At 62.2% G+C, this 16,552-nt stretch carries 13 protein-coding genes; 6 read left to right on the top strand and 7 right to left on the bottom strand.

All coding sequences use genetic code 11. The features are described from left to right. Positions 1 to 47: 47 nt before the first annotated feature. Positions 48 to 1,466, top strand: coding sequence for a folylpolyglutamate synthase/dihydrofolate synthase family protein (locus Q1X90_RS06370; protein WP_300768191.1), 1,419 nt, complete (start codon positions 48 to 50; stop codon positions 1,464 to 1,466). Between the two features lie 12 nt (positions 1,467 to 1,478). Continuing rightward, positions 1,479 to 5,135 (top strand): chromosome segregation protein SMC, encoded by a 3,657-nt coding sequence (smc, locus tag Q1X90_RS06365; protein WP_300768188.1) that lies wholly within the window; start codon positions 1,479 to 1,481, stop codon positions 5,133 to 5,135. Here the strand turns inward: smc and Q1X90_RS06360 are convergent. The 3 genes from Q1X90_RS06360 to Q1X90_RS06350 form a co-directional block, all read right to left on the bottom strand. After that, entirely contained in the window at positions 5,104 to 6,108 is a 1,005-nt protein-coding gene (locus Q1X90_RS06360; protein ID WP_300768186.1) for a peptidoglycan bridge formation glycyltransferase FemA/FemB family protein, read from the bottom strand. The two genes, smc and Q1X90_RS06360, sit on opposite strands and share 32 nt — an antisense overlap. Before the next feature lie 128 nt (positions 6,109 to 6,236). After that, positions 6,237 to 7,823 carry a UDP-N-acetylmuramoyl-L-alanyl-D-glutamate--2,6-diaminopimelate ligase gene (locus Q1X90_RS06355; RefSeq protein WP_300768183.1) on the bottom strand — a complete coding sequence of 529 codons (1,587 nt, stop codon included), beginning with the start codon at positions 7,821 to 7,823 and terminating at the stop codon, positions 6,237 to 6,239. Positions 7,824 to 7,885: 62 nt separating this feature from the next. Next, entirely contained in the window at positions 7,886 to 8,626 is a 741-nt protein-coding gene (locus Q1X90_RS06350; RefSeq protein WP_300768181.1) for an exonuclease domain-containing protein, read from the bottom strand. 173 nt (positions 8,627 to 8,799) lie between these two features. Between Q1X90_RS06350 and Q1X90_RS06345 the strand changes: the two genes are divergently transcribed. Further along, complete coding sequence (locus Q1X90_RS06345) at positions 8,800 to 9,516, top strand: sigma-70 family RNA polymerase sigma factor (RefSeq protein WP_366944467.1); 717 nt, start codon at positions 8,800 to 8,802, stop codon at positions 9,514 to 9,516. Further along, positions 9,513 to 9,917 (top strand): hypothetical protein, encoded by a 405-nt coding sequence (locus tag Q1X90_RS06340; RefSeq protein WP_300768177.1) that lies wholly within the window; start codon positions 9,513 to 9,515, stop codon positions 9,915 to 9,917. Before Q1X90_RS06345 ends, Q1X90_RS06340 begins: the two co-directional genes overlap by 4 nt. A gap of 417 nt (positions 9,918 to 10,334) precedes the next feature. Here Q1X90_RS06340 and Q1X90_RS06335 read toward each other — a convergent pair whose 3' ends face one another. Beyond that, entirely contained in the window at positions 10,335 to 11,294 is a 960-nt protein-coding gene (locus Q1X90_RS06335; protein WP_300768174.1) for an aldose 1-epimerase family protein, read from the bottom strand. 181 nt (positions 11,295 to 11,475) lie between these two features. Here Q1X90_RS06335 and Q1X90_RS06330 point away from each other — a divergent pair, with 181 nt between their 5' ends. After that, positions 11,476 to 12,504 carry a 4-hydroxy-3-methylbut-2-enyl diphosphate reductase gene (locus Q1X90_RS06330; protein WP_300768172.1) on the top strand — a complete coding sequence of 343 codons (1,029 nt, stop codon included), beginning with the start codon at positions 11,476 to 11,478 and terminating at the stop codon, positions 12,502 to 12,504. Between the two features lie 27 nt (positions 12,505 to 12,531). Here Q1X90_RS06330 and ybaK read toward each other — a convergent pair whose 3' ends face one another. The 3 genes from ybaK to Q1X90_RS07480 all read right to left on the bottom strand — a co-directional run bounded on the left by ybaK (position 12,532) and on the right by Q1X90_RS07480 (position 15,507). Continuing rightward, complete coding sequence (gene ybaK / locus Q1X90_RS06325; RefSeq protein WP_300768170.1) at positions 12,532 to 13,035, bottom strand: Cys-tRNA(Pro) deacylase; 504 nt, start codon at positions 13,033 to 13,035, stop codon at positions 12,532 to 12,534. Between the two features lie 171 nt (positions 13,036 to 13,206). Then, positions 13,207 to 14,262: a type I glyceraldehyde-3-phosphate dehydrogenase gene (gene gap / locus Q1X90_RS06320; protein ID WP_300768168.1), complete on the bottom strand. Its 1,056-nt coding sequence runs from the start codon at positions 14,260 to 14,262 to the stop codon at positions 13,207 to 13,209. Between the two features lie 90 nt (positions 14,263 to 14,352). After that, positions 14,353 to 15,507, bottom strand: coding sequence for a thiamine diphosphokinase (locus tag Q1X90_RS07480; protein ID WP_366944466.1), 1,155 nt, complete (start codon positions 15,505 to 15,507; stop codon positions 14,353 to 14,355). A gap of 330 nt (positions 15,508 to 15,837) precedes the next feature. Here Q1X90_RS07480 and infC point away from each other — a divergent pair, with 330 nt between their 5' ends. Continuing rightward, positions 15,838 to 16,509 carry a translation initiation factor IF-3 gene (infC, locus tag Q1X90_RS06305; RefSeq protein ID WP_300768226.1) on the top strand — a complete coding sequence of 224 codons (672 nt, stop codon included), beginning with the start codon at positions 15,838 to 15,840 and terminating at the stop codon, positions 16,507 to 16,509. The last annotated feature ends 43 nt before the right edge of the window (positions 16,510 to 16,552 follow it).

Raw genomic sequence — 16,552 nt, 5'->3', positions numbered from 1 at the left:
CCGTCAACGAGAAAAGCGCGTGAACGCGGTGAGAGGACGTCGTAGATATGTCACTGGAGCATCCCGATGGGAATGGGGAGAGGCTGATCGACGTCGAACGTGAGATCATGAACCGTCCGCCCGAGCATAACACCACCAATCTCGATCTGGACAGGATGTCCATGATTCTTGACCTGATGGGCCATCCCGAGGAGTCCTTCCGCGTCATCCACATCACCGGAACCAATGGGAAGGGGTCCACCGCACGGATGGCGGAGGCCGTGTGCCGCGCCTATGGGATGAGGACGGGGCTATACACGTCCCCCCATCTGGAGCATGTCACCGAGCGCATCGCTGTGGACGGAGAGCCGCTCTCGGACGACGACTTCATCGACTGCTGGGATCAGACCCGCGGCCTTGTCGACATTGTCGACGCGCGCATGAGGGAGCTGGGCAAGCCCGTCATGAGCTTCTTCGAGGTTCTCACTGCCATGGCCATCTGGGCCTTCGCGGACGCTCCGGTGGATGTGGCCGTGGTCGAGGTGGGAATGGGAGGACGCTGGGACGCGACGAACGTGCTTGACGCAGACGCGGCGGTGATTGGTCCCGTCGACATGGATCACATGCAATGGCTCGGCGACACGGTCGAGAAGATCGCCACCGAGAAGGCCGGCATCATCAAGCCCGGTTGCGTCGCGATCATCGGTCCCCAGCCCCATGCCGCCAAGGTCATGCCCATACTTCTCGATACGGCCAAGGGGGCAGATGCCACCGTGATCCGCGATGGGGAGGAGATGGAGGTCGAATCGCGCATCCCCGCCGTCGGAGGGCAGGTGGCGACGTTACGGACGCCGATGGGCGAATATCCACAGACTCCCATCGCCAAGTTCGGGGCGCATCAAGCCCATAACGCTCTTGCCGCCGTGGCCGCAGCGGAGATCGTCATCCCCGTGACGGGACGTCTTGATCCCGACATCGTCTCCCAGGCCTTGGGCTCCGTGGTGATTCCGGGACGTATCGAACCGGTGAGGACGTCTCCGACGATCATCATCGATGGAGGCCACAACGTCAACGCCGCCCAGTCGCTTCGCGACGCCATCGAGGAGAACTACGACTTTTCGCAGCTTGTGGGTGTCGTCTCCATGATGAGGGACAAGCAGGTCGAGGAGTATCTCGGCGTTCTGGAGCCGCTTCTCAGTCAGGTTGTGGTGACGGAGAACTCGTGGAGGGAGCGTGTGATGCCCGCCGAGGAGCTGGAGGCCATCGCCGTGCGCGTCTTCGGTCCTGACAGGGTTGTACGTCAGGAGTCATTCCCGGATGCCATCCAGACGGCCGTGGATCTTGTCGATGCCGAGGACGACATGGGGATCGGATATGGCCATGGCGTTCTGATCTGCGGCAGCTTCGTCACCGCCGGGGATGCCAGGGCGCTTCTCAAGGAGCGTCACGATCCCGACCTGGGCAAGCCCAAATCCGAACGCGTCTGACGGCGGCCGCCCATGTACCTCAAAGAGTTGATGCTTCGCGGATTCAAATCCTTCGCGTCCGCGACGACCCTGCGTTTCGAGCCGGGGATCACCGCCGTGGTCGGACCGAACGGATCGGGGAAATCGAATATCGTCGATGCCCTGACCTGGGTTATGGGGGAGCAGGGGGCCCGGAATCTTCGCGGGAGTTCGATGGAGGACGTCATCTTCGCCGGAACCGCCACACGACCCGCGCTTGGCCGCGCGCAGGTGACGCTGACGATCGACAACTCGGACCACGCCCTTGACGTTCCCTATGCCGAGGTGACCATCAGCAGAACGGTTTTCCGCAACGGTGGATCCGAATACGCCATCAACGGCAGCCAGTGCAGGTTGCTGGACATCCAGGAGCTGTTGTCCGACACCGGTCTGGGACAGCAGATGCATGTCATCGTCGGACAGGGGCGGCTGGACTCCATCCTCCGGGCCGACCCCGCGGGGAACAGGGCGTTCATAGAGGAGGCCGCGGGGATTCTCAAGCACCGCAGAAGGAAGGACAGGGCCCTGCGCAAACTGGCCGCCACGCAGGACAATCTCGCGCGCGTGGACGATCTCATCACGGAGGTGCGGCGTCAGATGGGGCCACTGGGAAGGCAGGCTCGGATCTCCCGTCGTGCCGATCTTGTGTCGGCCGCGCTGCGCGATGCGAAAAGCCGTGTCATGGCCGACGATGCGGTGAGACTGTCCGAACGCGTGGAGGGCCTTCGGCGGTCCGCGGGTGGCACGGGGCGCTCGCTGAAGGATGTCACGGCGCGGCTGGCCGCATTGAGGGGACGGATAGAACAGTTGGAGAAGCTGTCGACCAGCGCCAATCCCGACCTTGCGCGATGCGAGGGCGACTGGCGTGGCCTCACCCAGGAGACGCAGCGCCTCGGATCCATGATCGCCGTGGTGGAGGAGCGTGAGGCGTCGCTTCGCTCCTCGAAGGTGGCGGATATGGGTGAGGATCCTGACATCATCGGGCAGCGCGCAGCCGAGCTCGCGCAGCAGGCGGAACGGATGGACGGCGTGGTGGCCGACCGGCGGCTTGCCTGCGACCAGATCATCGAAAGACGGGCGCAGGAGGAGAGAAGGCTTGCGTCCATACGACAGACGATGGAGCATGTCCGCAGGGCCGCGAAGGAGAGGGACGCCAGAATGGCCGAGATCCGCGAGCTCATCGCCAAGGAGGAGTCCGCGGTCCAGCTCGCCCGGTCGAGGTCGCAGGATCTTGGAGCGCGGAGGACGGAGCTGTCCCGCCGGATGGAGGACCTTCGTTCACGGGTTTCGCAACAGCGGGACGATGCGGGTGAAACCCTGCGGGATCTGGAACGGTCCCTTGACGATGCGCGCGAGGATCTCCGGAGGCTCAAGGAGGCGCTTGCGCAGACCCAGAACCGGATGCGCGAGCGGGAATCGCGGGCGATATCCCTGGAGGCGAAGGCGGCGGCTCTGAACGATACTCTTTCCAGCCGTGGCGGGGATATGGAATCCGCGTTGGACGGTCATGGTGCCTCCAGGGGAAGGCTGTGGGATTTTCTTCGCGTCTCTCCGGGATGGGAGCGGGCCTTCGACCGTGTGATCGGTCCTTGGGGCCGGGCTCTCGTCATGGATGGCTCCGCCGCCGAATCGCTGCTCGTCACTGTGGATGTCGATGGTGATTATGTGGTGGTCGTCTGTCCCCGACCGGATGCGGACGTGGCGCTGCATGATGATGGGGGGCCGTCCCTGGCCTCGCGATTGTCGGTTAATCCGGAATGCGCGGATGTCAGTCTCGCGGAATCGATTCTCGCCACCGTCGCGGGAATGGTGGCGGATGTCGCGTGCGCGTCGGATGCCCAAGACGCGTGGAGAACAACCCGGAACGCACGATGGAGAATGGCGGTCACCGCTGATGGTCTTCTTGTGGGGAAGGCCGGGCTGATGTCCGGAACGTCGGATGGGTCGTCCGATATGCTTCTCGTGGCCGCCCGCGACAAGGCACGTGAGGATGCGAAGGCCAACCGCTCCGAGGCCGGGCGCTTCCGGCGGGAGGGGGAGTCCATCCAGAAGCGGGTCGGTGCGGCCGCCGATCTGGTGGAGACGCTGCGGGAGAAACTCGAGGAGAGTCGTCTGAGGATCCGCGAGCAGCAGAGAATCGCCGAGGAGTCAAGAAAAACCCTGGATGAAGTCGGTCGTCAGTTGTTGCAGATCGAGGAGGCCTATCAGGCGTGCCTTGATCAGGAGCAGCTCCACAAAGAGCGCGTCGCGGATGCCCACCGCGCTTTGGCTGAGGCCGATTCGGACACTGTGGATGGTGATGGCGCGGATGCCGGGACGTTGGCGGAGCGTGAGCGGGCGCTTGATGTGGCGCTCGCCGGAAGCCGCAAGGAGGAGTTGGACGCCACGCTGTCATGGAAGGATGCGGCGAGGTCATGCGAATCGCTTCATCGGCAGGCGGAACTGTTGTCCGACAACGCCGTCCGCGCGCGGCGCAGGCGCGAGGGGATCGCCGCGCGCAACGCGGACATAGACCGGACGATCGGCGTTCTGCGAAGGATAGCGCAGGACTGCGAGAGCGCATCCTCGCTGGCTCGGAACGCGATTGATGTGGTGGACGGTCGGCGCCGGTCGTTGCATGAGGATATGGATGCGCATAACGAACGGCTCCGATCTTTGCGCGCGCAAAGGGATGCGTTGGAACCCGAGGTGTCGTCACTGGGGGCGAAGGCGCACAAGATCGATCTGGAGCTTCAACGGGCGGAGTCGGATTATGACGAGCTGTCCAGGCGCGTCGCCGATGAGCTGGGGATGGGGGTGGATGAGCTTGTCGCGGGTTTCGGACCCGACAGGCCGGTGCCCGTTCTGGATGATGATGGACGGCCGGTGCGCAAGTCCGTCGAAGATGGTGTCGACGATGCCGACGTAGGTGCGGATGTCACAGGTGATGATGCCGGTGCCTATCAGACGGTCGCCTACAACCGGGCTGAGCAGGAACGGCGAAGGGACAAGGCCGCCAAGGATCTGGCGGCTCTGGGACGGGTCAATCCTCTGGCTACGGAGGAGTATGACGCGTTGGAGGAACGCCACCGTTTCCTCGTTTCGCAGCGTGACGACATAGCAGCGGGAAGGGCCGATCTGATGACACTTGTCTCACGCATCGACTCCACGATGGTGGATGTGTTCCGCAGCGCGTTCGAAGACACGGCGAAGGCCTTCGAGGATGTTTTCGCCACGCTTTTTCCAGGCGGGCATGGACGTCTGCGTCTGGACAACCCCGATGATCTTCTGACGACGGGTGTTGTGGTCGAGGCGAGTCCTGCAGGAAAGAGAGTCCGGCAGCTCAGTCTTCTCTCGGGAGGCGAACGCTCCTTGACGGCTTTGGCGCTGCTTTTCGCAATCTTCATGGCGCGCCCAAGTCCGTTCTATGTGATGGACGAGGTGGAGGCGGCGCTGGACGATGTGAATCTGTCCCGGTTGCTCTCCGCGGTGTCCGATCTGAGCAAACACGCGCAGCTCATCATCATCACGCACCAGCAGCGGACCATGGGGATAGCCGACGCGTTGTACGGGGTCACCATGAGATCCGATGGTGTGACGACGGTGATGAGCCAGCGTCTTGAGGGATTTCCCGAGAGGGTTAGCGGCGAAGGGCCGACCTCATCGACTTGATTCCCGTGAGCGTCGAATATGCGATGGGATGGAGGGGGACGTCCCGATCGGGGGCGACCTCGGTGATTTCCTCGGTGAATTTGGTTTTGAACTCATTCAGGCCTTTGAGCGAGGGGGAGAAGTCGCTTCCTATGCCCATCAGATCGTAATCCGATATTCCGCGCCGCCCGAGCTCGCAGCACTCCCAGTAGAGCAGTCTGTCCGTGGCGTGCATGCCCATCGCGTCGGTCCTCATCGCCGCGTAGTAGCGCACCGCCATGGTTCCCGTGACGGTGACGATTGACCATGCGATCACCTTTCCCTCGCTTCGTGCGGCGAAAACCCGGCAATGGTCCTCTCCGAGGATTCGCAGCATGGTCTCGTAATCCTCGATCGGGGCGGGCGCAAAACCGTCGCGTTGCCCGGTTTCGACCATGATCTCGTAATATTCGCGGAACGACTTCATGGCATCGGTGGTCTCATCCGCGCATGCCGCAGGGCATTCGCGCAGCGATTTGCGGACATCTCGGCGACCACGCCGCTTCATTCGCGACAGGATGGCCTCGTCTCCTCCGGTGACATCGATTACAACGGTCCGATCGTAGGGAACCGCCGACAATGTGGCGTGCGTGAGATCGGATTCGGACCACACGGCACAGCGGATGAATAGTTGCGCGCCATCCTTGTGGTGGACTGCCGAGGACAGGGCCTTGATGGCATCACGCTCCTGCTCTGGCGTGGGAGTGCCATCAACCCATACGGGTCCGTGCCAGGCGCGGAGGAAACGGTACCCGTGGGTGGTGAACTCGACAAGGGAGATCAGCGCGACGATGCGGTCGTCCTCGCGGAGCACGGCGGATCCCCAATAGCGCCGTCCCTCAATGGTGTTCTGGTAGCTCATCCAGATGTCCGTCTGCTCCAACGGCAGGGCAACGCCATGCCGTTCGGCCTCCTGCTGCACATCCTGTATGGTGACGAATTCGACGCTGGTCAACGATGTCTCCAATCATGTATCGATGGCGGCCATACGGTCACGGAACCGCTCGTCCCATGGGACCAATGGCCACCGCCTTACCTTACAACGTGGCTCTGCACCTTGATGCCGATCCCCGCGTCCGCGGCTCAACCCAGCAGTCGGGAGAACAGCACGTCGTCGCCCTCATAGGGGGTGTGCTCGTTCAGCCTTTTGATCCAGCGCTCGCTGCCTTTGCCTATGGCGAGTATCACGTCGACGCGATCGGGGTGGGATCTGGCGTCGCTGATGGCCTTTTCGATCGCAGCGACACGATCGAGGATGATGTCGTGAGCCACTGTGGGAACCGTGATGCTCTCGTCCATCTGCCGACATATATCCTCTGTGGGCTCGGTGTCCGTGTCATCCTCGGTGAAGATGAATCTGTCGATGCGATTCTCCGCCGCCGCGACGATCTCACGCCGCCTGTCGAAAGCCTTGTTGCCCGCTGAGCCGGTGATCAGGGTGATATGGGGATGTCTCGATCCATATCTCTCATCCACAAAGTCCAGTAGTGCGGTGGTCGAGACGCCGTTGTGCGCATAGTCGACGATGCCGATGGTCTGTGATCTCTCGTCGACGAACCTCTCCATACGTCCGGGAACGCGCACGCGCTCCATGGATCGGATCGATTTCCCATCCACCACGGCCCCGGCGGCATTCGCGATGGCCACGGCCGCCGCCGCGTTCGCATAGTTGAAGTCCCCATCAAGTTCCAGACGGCAGTCATGGGAATCCCCGTCGTGGGTGACGATCCTATAGGAGAGATGAGTGGGGTCCAAAGGTTCGGCGGCCACATCGGCGTCGGTGTCCTTTCGGCCGTCGTGGAGGGCGAAGGTCGTGACGGGGATGTCCGCGTGTGCGGCGTCCTGTCTCAGGAGGGCGGCGTGTGCGGTGTCGGCTCCCAGAACCAGACTTCTACTGTGGTCGACTATCCGTCTTTTGCAATACAGATAGTCCTCGAACGTCGGATGCTCGATGGGGCTGATGTGATCGGGGCTGATGTTGAGGAAGGCCCCGACGTCGAAGGTGAGCGCGTCGACCCTATGGACCTTGTATGCCTGCGACGATACCTCCATCACCATGTAACGCATGCCGGCATCCACAGCCCGGCGCATCATGCGCATGGTGTCGAGGGATTCCGGTGTGGTCAGATTGGATTCCTCCCAGGTGCTCCCGTCGACGATGTTGGCGATGGAGGAAAGCAGAGCGCAGCGTCCGCCGCTGACCGAATCGAGGATCGAGTGGAGGAACCACGCCGTGGTCGTCTTGCCTTTGGTTCCGGTGATGCCGATGAGCGTCAGGTGCTTTTCGGGATATCCGAACCAAGCGTCGGCGAGCAGTCCAAGCGCCTGGCGTACGTCGTTCACGACGAGGCCCGGAATATGGACGGATCCTGAAAGATCCTCCTGCGAGACGTAGGCTGCCGCGCCGCGACGCTCGGCGTCCACGAGGTATTCGGGACGGAAGCGCCCTTTGCAGCAGAGGAGGGACCCCGTCGTGACGGTTCGGGAATCGTAGGTGAGGTCGCTGAAGGGAACGTCGGATCCGTCGATGTCCGAGGGATCAAGCGTCCAAACGTCGCCGGCGATGATCTCCCGGAGCAGTCCGGCCTGGGAGAGGATGTCCGCCGCCGTGGCCAATGATGGCCGTTGTGGTTGTGGTTGTGGTTGTGGTTGTGCTGCCGCGCGTTCCATGTGTCATATCCCTTTCGAGGCGTTCAGCCGTATGGTCGCAGATGTGACGGATTCGGTCCGGATTATAGCCACGTCTCGTCGATGGGTTGTCGTCCCTGCGACTGAAGCCACTTGTTGAACGAGTGGGCCCACCTCATGTATGCCTGTCGTTGCCATTCCATTGCCTCACTCAATCTCATGTCGGCGATCTGGGGGTGGAGCTCCGAGATTGGTGCGATGAGGTCGACGGCCGCCACTGTGTCGGCATGGGCGTCATGGAAATCGCCGTCCGGCTCGATTCCGTAGTACTCGGTTGTGGCGGACAGCGTACGCCGCCCGCGACGCGTCGACACGGCCCTGTCGATCACCAGAGGATCGATGATGAGGGATATGTCGGTTCCGGGAAGCCCCCACTGTCGCAGATTGGACTCAATCATTCCGACGTCGAACGAGGCGTTGTAGGCGAGCAGGGGAATCGATTTCGACTGGGCTGTGGCGATGATTCCAGAGATCTCATGAAGGGCGTCCTTGGGTTCGACTCCATTGGCCGTCAGGAATGCATCGGTGAAACCGTTCACGCGGGAGGCCGCTGGACTGATGGGGCGGTGGGGGTTGATCACCCAGGAGGCGGCATGATCCTCGCGGCGGTCTGTTTGGGGGACGCGGAGCACAAGCGAGGCGGACACGATGGAGTCCCGTCCCACGCTGGCTCCGGTGGTTTCGGTGTCAAAGCCCAGCAGCAGGGAGTCGGCGAGTCTGGTGTCCCCGTTCTGGGGGCTGACCGATTCCAGAAAATCGTGGAGGGCGTCGAATGATGATGACATGCGTCCCATTGTGCCTTCGCGAAATGACAATCGCACGGTTCGACCTCGGTGGATACCGCTCTGGATGGTTGCGCCACCGGCGGGTCGCCTTCTCCCCGGAGCGCGCAGACGCCGTTGAAGCCGGCCGCACGGTCCGAGTCGTGGCCGTTGTCGCGGAGTTTAGAATGGGATGCGTGAAGGAAGAACGTCAGGAGAGTGTGGCGCACAAGCGTGCCCGCTTTGAGAAGCTTGCGCTTCCCGCGGTCAACGGCCTGTACCGTCAGGCGATGCGGCTGACCAACAACCCGGAGGACGCGCAGGACCTTATTCAGGACACCTTCGAAAGGGCGTTCAAGGCCTTCGACGGCTTCCAGGAGGGGAGCAACTTCGAGGCGTGGATGACGACCATCGAGCGCAACGCCTTCTTCAACCAGTACGCCAAGTCCAAGCGTCGCCCGAAGAGGGCCAACGACTCGACGGGTGAATATGACGACTGGGACATATATTCGGCGGCAGGACACAGCTCCGAGGGGTTGAAATCCGCGGAGCAGCAGTATCTCGATGCCTTCGCTCCCGAGGAGATCATCCACGCGCTCGATTCGCTGAGCCCTGAGCGGCGTCAGGTGTTTATCGATGCCGCCATCGACGGCAAAAGCTATCAGCAGGTCGCCGACGAACAGGGCGTTCCCATCGGTACGGTGATGAGCCGGCTCAACAGGGCGAGGGCGCAGCTCCGCCATGAGTTGGCATCCTATGCAACGGAAAAGGGGTACGGCACGGGAGTGGGGAGGTCCGAAAAGGCCTCGCCGCGACGGTCTTCACCGTCCGCGAACGCCGCTGGCGGCCACGATGCACATAATGAGGACAGAACGTTGGATGTGGATGACGTGAATGAAAAGGAGCTGGCATGAGCGCACGAGTGGAGGGCCACGGGCAGGACCGTGGGGACGCCCCCGCGTCAGCGGTGTCAACGACACGGGTGACCATCCATTCGGAGATGTGCGACTGCGCCATGATGCGCTCCACACGGGTGGACGCCACCGTCGTGTCGTCATCGTCCGTCGAAGTCGGCGGAGGATGGTCCGCGTATGCCGCGAACACTCCCGGCAGCACGTCGGATGATTCGCATGACAGTGGCCAGCGCGTCGACGTGTGCTTCGATCCCGAGTGCTCGTGCGATGGCCGCGAGCGTGCAGTCATCGAGATGCTGCGTGCCTATCTTCGGCCCCAGGTCGCTCCTGATTGCCTGCTGCGTCGCCTGCACGAGACCATAGACCATTGCTGCCATGAGGAGTTGGACGGGGACGAGTAGCTTCGCAGGGGACGAGTAGCTTCGCACGTGGGTCGGCGATTGTTTCGGGTCGGCGATCGTTTGTGGGGGCGCGGATGCCGACGGACTTTTCGGAGCGCTGTGGTGAGGGAGCGAATCGAGTGGGCATCGATGAGAATGATGGGGGTCCCGAAGGATGAATCCTTCGGGACCCCCATCATTTCCCGTTCTTTTATAAATCTACCTGACGTTTGGACCCATCTAACGTTTATGCCGTGACGGGGTCAGAGAGACTCAGGCGTTGGGCCTTTTGCCGTGGTTGGCGGCCTTCTTGCGGCGATCCTTGCGCTTGCGTCCGCGCATACCCATGATGGACTCCTTCACTTGACTATTGACGAACCCTCGGAATTATCGCACAAACCTCGGACCGGCACAACGCCCCTTCCGCGCGTTTGCCCGTCAGCGGCCGTTGGCCATGCTGGCGCTGAGGGAAAGCGTCGTGCTCACCGTGTCATCAGGATGCACGACCATGAGGTCGATGCCGCTGTTGAAGGCATCTGCGTAGGCCGTCTGCGGCTCGATCGCGATTCCGGCGGGACGTGTCTGCGCGGGGAATCCCGTCCCGGTGCAGACTTGGAAGGATGTGACGGTGGAATCGCCTTGGATGCTCACGGTCATGCCATCTGGTCTGGTCAGCGTCGCCGTGGCGTCTCCGGAGCCGTCTTTGATCAGGTCGGTCCATGCGTCGTCGAAGTGTCGCCCTGTCAGGGTGGTGGGTTGGCGAAGGTCGTAGGCCGTTCCCTCCACGGACTCCGTTCCTGTGGGAAGAAGCCTGTCGTTCACCGTCACATGCATTCGCGCCGGTACGGTGATGCGGCAGCGTCCGTTGTCGGCGTCAATCTCATCCCCATATCCATCGTGGCCATTGGCAATCCACGGATGTAGTCCCACGGCCCAGGGGGCGTCCGCATTCCCATGGTTCCATGCGCTTATGGTGAGCGCCAGTCCGGAGGCACTGACTTCGTACACGGCGTCGACGACCAGGTCGAATGGGTAACCGGTCATGCAGGGCACTCGCCATGTCAGCCGCACGCGGTCGTCCTCGACGCTGGCCAGCGTCCAGAGGTGCTGGTGCCCAAATCCGTGGATGGCGGTGCGCCGGTCATGCTCGTCGATGGGAAGAAGGTGACGGGTTCCATGGAATGTGTACTCTCCATCGGCCAGGCGATTGGGAAAGGGCACAAGAACCCGACCCTGGCTGGTTGTTCCCATGTCGTCCGCATCGAAGGGGACGATCACGTTCTTTCCTTGATATGTCAGGGAACGCAGGGAGGCTCCTTGCTGCGCTATCACAGCCTGGTATTCGCCGGACTGAATGGTGTACTGGTTGCCGGAGCGTGGGGGAAGGATGCGAGGCATGAGGATGTCCCTTGTGTTGGGGAACGACCGAAGCCGTTGTTATGCTGTGTGGGGCTGGCCGCGTTGACAGTGTGAACCGTGTAGACAGTGTAGTACGGGACTGCCCCATTCGCCGGCTGCGTCTGCTGGAATTTTTCTGGAGGGGCTTTGGTACTGTGGTGAGCCGACGAAAGGCGGTGCCATGTCAGGACGGATCATTCTCGCCGACCCTCGGGGTTTCTGCGCGGGCGTCGACAGGGCGATCCTCACGGTGCGGACCATACTGTCCTCAGGTTCCCACGGGGATGGCGGTTCGGGGCTTCCTCCCGTGTATGTCCGCAGACAGATCGTCCATAACAGGCATGTCGTGGAGGATCTCGCCGAGCAGGGCGCGGTGTTCGTGGACGAGCTTGACGAGATTCCGCAGGAGGCCGCCGAGGCTGGCGTGCCGGTGGTGTTCTCGGCGCATGGAGTGTCTCCCGCCGTGCAGGAGGAGGCGCGGCGTCGGGGCATGAACGTCATCGACGCAACCTGCCCGTTGGTGAGCAAGGTGCATCGGGAGGTTCTCAGATTCGTCCGGGAGGGGTACGACATCGTCTATATCGGACACCATGGCCATGACGAGGCCATGGGGGTCATCGGAGAGGCGCCCGACAGGGTTCATCTGATCGATGGCGTGGAGGATGTGTCCAGCTTGAGTTTCCCGGAGTCGCAGCGGCTTGTTCTTCTCACCCAGACCACGTTGAGCGTGGATGAGACCATTGATGTGGTTCGCGCCCTGCGTGCGCGTTTCCCGTGGATTGAGGAGCCGCCGAGCTCGGATATCTGCTATGCGACGCAGAACAGGCAGAATGCGGTGAAGCAGGTGGCCCAACGGTCTGATTGTGTGGTCATAGTGGGGTCGTCCAATTCGTCGAATTCAGTGCGTCTTATGGAGGTGGCCCAGCAGGAGCTTCCCAGCGGGGGACGGGCGTATCGGATCGATGACGCGTCAGAGCTGTCGCAGCGGTGGTTCGAGGGCGCCAACGTCGTTGGCGTGTCCTCGGGCGCATCGGTTCCCGAGGAGCTGGTCGAGGGCGTCGTCTCGACGTTGGGACGCTGGGGGTTCACCGACATCGACCATGCGGGTGACATCAAGGAGACGATGCATTTCGTCATGCCGTCGCAACTTCGTGGGGGGCGGCGCGGATCTTCCAGGAGCGGGGATTGGCGGCGCTCCGAAAGGAGCTAAGCGGCACCTCTCTGGTGGAGGCTTGGATCAGCTTTTGCGTATGGGGGCGGTCGCCGCATGGAGCACCGTGAGAAGGTCGTGTGGGGAGACCGCCACATCGAAGCCCCTTTTGCCCCCGGACACCAGAATCATGTCATACGTCAGCGCGCCCTCGTCAAGAACCGTCCGATGGTGTGTGTGCTGCCCGAAGGGGGAGATGCCGCCGACGACGTATCCGCTTTCGCGCTGTGCCACGGAGGGGTCGGCCATAGTCGCCTTTTTCGCGCCGACGGCGGCGGCAAGTGCCTTGAGATTCAGATGGCCGTTGACGGGGACAATGCCGATGACGCGTTCCCCTCCCGTGTCGGCCATTAGCGTCTTGAACACCTGACCTTCGTCGAATCCAAGACGCGTGGCGGCCTCGACGCCATATCCCGAGTCCATATGGTCGGCGTCATGGGTGTATTCGTAGATGCGGAACGGGATGCCCGCACGCTCAAGCTGAAGGGTCGCGGGCGTGGATGCCTGACCTGAATGACGTGTTTTTCCCATATTCCCAGTTGTACCGCCACTGTGGACGGATGTCGCCGACGCGCATGTCGTGGCGCTTGGAACGCGATGGGGGAAATGGAGAAAAGGAAATGGGCCCGATCCCATCAAGGGACCGAACCCATTTCCCTGGCGCGGAATCCCGACATCAGATGATGCGGGGATTCCTGAGCGTCACTCGGAGATCTCGGCGAAGTACAGCAGAGTGCGGATCATGTTGCAGGTGAAGCCGTACTCGTTGTCGTACCAGGACACGGTGCGGGCGAGGGTGACTCCGTCGACCTCGTTGACATCGGTCTGCGTGGGATCGAAGACGCCGCCGTGGGTGTCTCCGATGATGTCGGAGGACACGATGCCGTCAGCGTTGTATCCGTAGAAGTCCGTGGTGGAGAAGGCCTCCTTGAAGGCGGCGTTGATCTCGTCCACCGTGGCCGTGGTGTTCAGCACGGAGGTGAGCTCGGTGACGGATCCGTCCGGCACCTGGATGCGCTGGGCATGGCCCTGCAGCTTGCCGTTGACCGAGGGAACGACCTTGCCGATGGCCTTGGCGGCGCCCGTCGAATGAGGAATCGTGTTGATCGCGGCGGCGCGGTTGTTGCGCTCCTTGGGGAAGCGGGGTCCGTCGAGGATCATCTGGGTTCCCGTGTAGGCGTGGATCGTGGTCATGAAGCCGGCCTTGATGCCCCACTTCTCGTCGAGCAGCTTGACCATGGCGGCCAGGGAGTTCGTGGTGCACGATCCGGCGGACACGATCGCGTCTGACGGCTTGAGGATGTTCTCGTTCACGCCGAAGACGACGGTCGGGGTTCCCTCATCCTTGGCGGGGGCGGAGATCAGAACCTTCTTGGCGCCGGCGTTGATGTGGGCCTGGGACTTCTCCGCGGAGGTGTAGAAGCCGGTGCACTCAAGCACGAACTCGACTCCGTCGTTCTTGACCCACGGGATGTTGTTGGCGTCTTTCTCGGCGTAGACCTTGTAGGACTTGCCGTCGACGACAATGGAGTCGTCGGTGGACGTGACCTCGACCGGGGTTCCGTCGTCATGGCGGAAGGTGCCGTGGGTGCTGTCGTACTTGAGCAGGTAGGCCAGCATGGACGGGGTGGTCAGATCGTTGATGGCTGCGACCTCGATGTCACCGGCCTCTCCACCGCGGGCCTGAAGCTCGAAGATGCGGCGGAATGCGAGACGGCCGATGCGGCCGAAGCCGTTGATACCAATCTTAACTGTCATGTATGTCTCCCTTAGGGATACGAACCCGGGTGCGTTCACGGCACCTCGGCCTTGATTTACCGACGCCTCCACTGTAATGCGGCACCTGTACTAGAGCAACGCGTCGCGCCACTCCTGTGGCTTAAATCCGATGAGCACGCCGTCCGGATGTTCGAGCACGGGGCGCTTCACCAGCATCCCGTCCGAGGCGAGGATGGATAGGGCCTCGTCGCGGCTGAGCCCGTCAAGCCGCGAGGAGAGTCCGCGGGCTCGATACTGCCGGCCGGAGGTGTTGAACAGCCTTCGGACGGGCAGTCCGGATTGGTCAAGCCACCGGCTGAGTCGTGCGATGCCCGGATTGTTTGTGGCGATTTCCACCTCGCGGAAGGCGATGCCGTTGTCGTCGAGCCAGGCGCGTGCCTTCGCGCACGTGGAGCATGGCCGATGACAGTACAGGATCATGCGTCGTCCCGAATCGGGTCCGTCGGTTTCGTCATGCCGCGGGTCATCGTTGACGGCGTTCGTGACGGCGATGTCCAGCGCGCCAATCCCGCCCGTCATTGCGTGGTTGTTCGACACGGATGATGGATATGGCGATCCTTCAGGGAAGGTGACGATCAGCGTCCCGTCCAAGACGTCCACGCTGGCCGCTGACGCGTCCACGAACTCATTGCTGATGCCGTTCGGGGTGGTGTTGGTCATGATCGCGTCATCAAGTCGGTAGGCCAGACCCCGTTCCGAGACGCCAATGGCCACGTCCCCGTGGCACAGCACGGAGACGACCGACGTCCGGGGGCATGGATGCGCGGGGAAGGTCAGCCGGCCGTCGCTGATGGCCGTAGCTATCGTCCCGTCACCATGGAGAAAACCGATTCCCCCATGGGATGAGAGAAGTGCGAGAAGCTGAATGTTGGCGAGGGTCTGATCAAGACGACCGCCCAATCCGCCGTATATATGGAACGTCCTCATTCCCCGGGACCAGCCTATTTTGAGTGCGCTGAGCATGTCGGTGTCGTCCTTCTGGGGCGGAAGGGTGATTGTCCGCGAGTCTCCCTCGTCATCATTGGGGGGAACGGGACCGACGATCGAATCGAAGTCGCCGACCACGACATCGGCTTCGACGCCCCATTCCCGGGCGTGGTCGAGCCCACCATCCGCGGCGATGAGAAGGCGGTGATCGGGAAGGACGGGACGGGTGCCCGCGTATTCCCCGGCGCCCAGAATCACACAGGTTGCTTCCGAATCCATGGATATGCTCGTTCCCATGCGCACCACTGTAATGCGACGGATGTGCTTTGCGGGTGGGGATTCGGGATCGGAGTCCGATCTGGAGCCGGATTCCGCGGAAATGGCGCGACATGCGGTGGCGCATGTGCGGGAATGGTGTTACTATCCTATTTCGGCTTGAGAAATCAAGAAAGTGGGGCGACCCCACCTGGAGGCCTTTTGTGGTTTCGGGTTCATGGTCGGATGCGATGCGTCCGGCACGCGGTGAGGATTCATCATGGTCGTGGCGCGTTGTCGTCATGGTTCGTGCGACTTGCCCGTCATGAACATCCGAAGGTTTCCGGGGGTCCGTCTCGGTGAAAGTTAAGGATTGGAGTCATCATCAGCGACGAACCACGTATCAACGATGAGATCAGGGTACCTCAGGTGCGCCTCATTGGACCCAATGGGGAGCAGGTCGGAGTGATTGCGACCTCCGTGGCCTTGAATCTGGCCAAGGAGGCGAGTCTCGACCTTGTCGAGGTGGCACCGAATTCGAAGCCTCCCGTCGCCAAGCTCATCGACTACGGAAAGTTCAAATACACCGAGAAGGTCAAGGCTCGGCAGGCCCGGCGCAACCAAAGCGCCGCGGAGATCAAGGAGATTCGTTTCCGCCTCAAGATCGATGATCACGACTTCACCGTCAAGGAGGGCCATGTGACCCGTTTCCTCAGCGGCGGAGACAAGGTCAAGGTGACCATCATGCTTCGTGGACGTGAGCAGTCACGGCCTATCGGAGGCGTGGAGCTTCTGCGCAGGCTCGCGGAGGACGTCGCCGATTATGGCACCATCGAGTCCTCTCCCAAGCAGGAGGGCCGCAACATCATCATGACTCTCGCGCCCAAAGGCAAGAAGGTGCACACGCAGTCGGAACAGCGGCGGCGCGGTGCGGAGTCCAAGGCCGAGCGTCAGGCTCGTCAGGCCGCGCGGCTCGCCGCCAAGCAGACTTCGCGGACCGAGCAGTCCGATTCCGCCGCGGAGGAGGCCGGAACGGCCGACTGAGACCACAAGAGATTGAGGGCCGGCCGTTCCTGTGGCGGTTAAG

It is taken from the genome of uncultured Bifidobacterium sp. (genome assembly GCF_949292005.1).
Lineage (GTDB): Bacteria > Actinomycetota > Actinomycetes > Actinomycetales > Bifidobacteriaceae > Bifidobacterium.
This window is presented reverse-complemented; position numbering and strand designations above follow the sequence as displayed.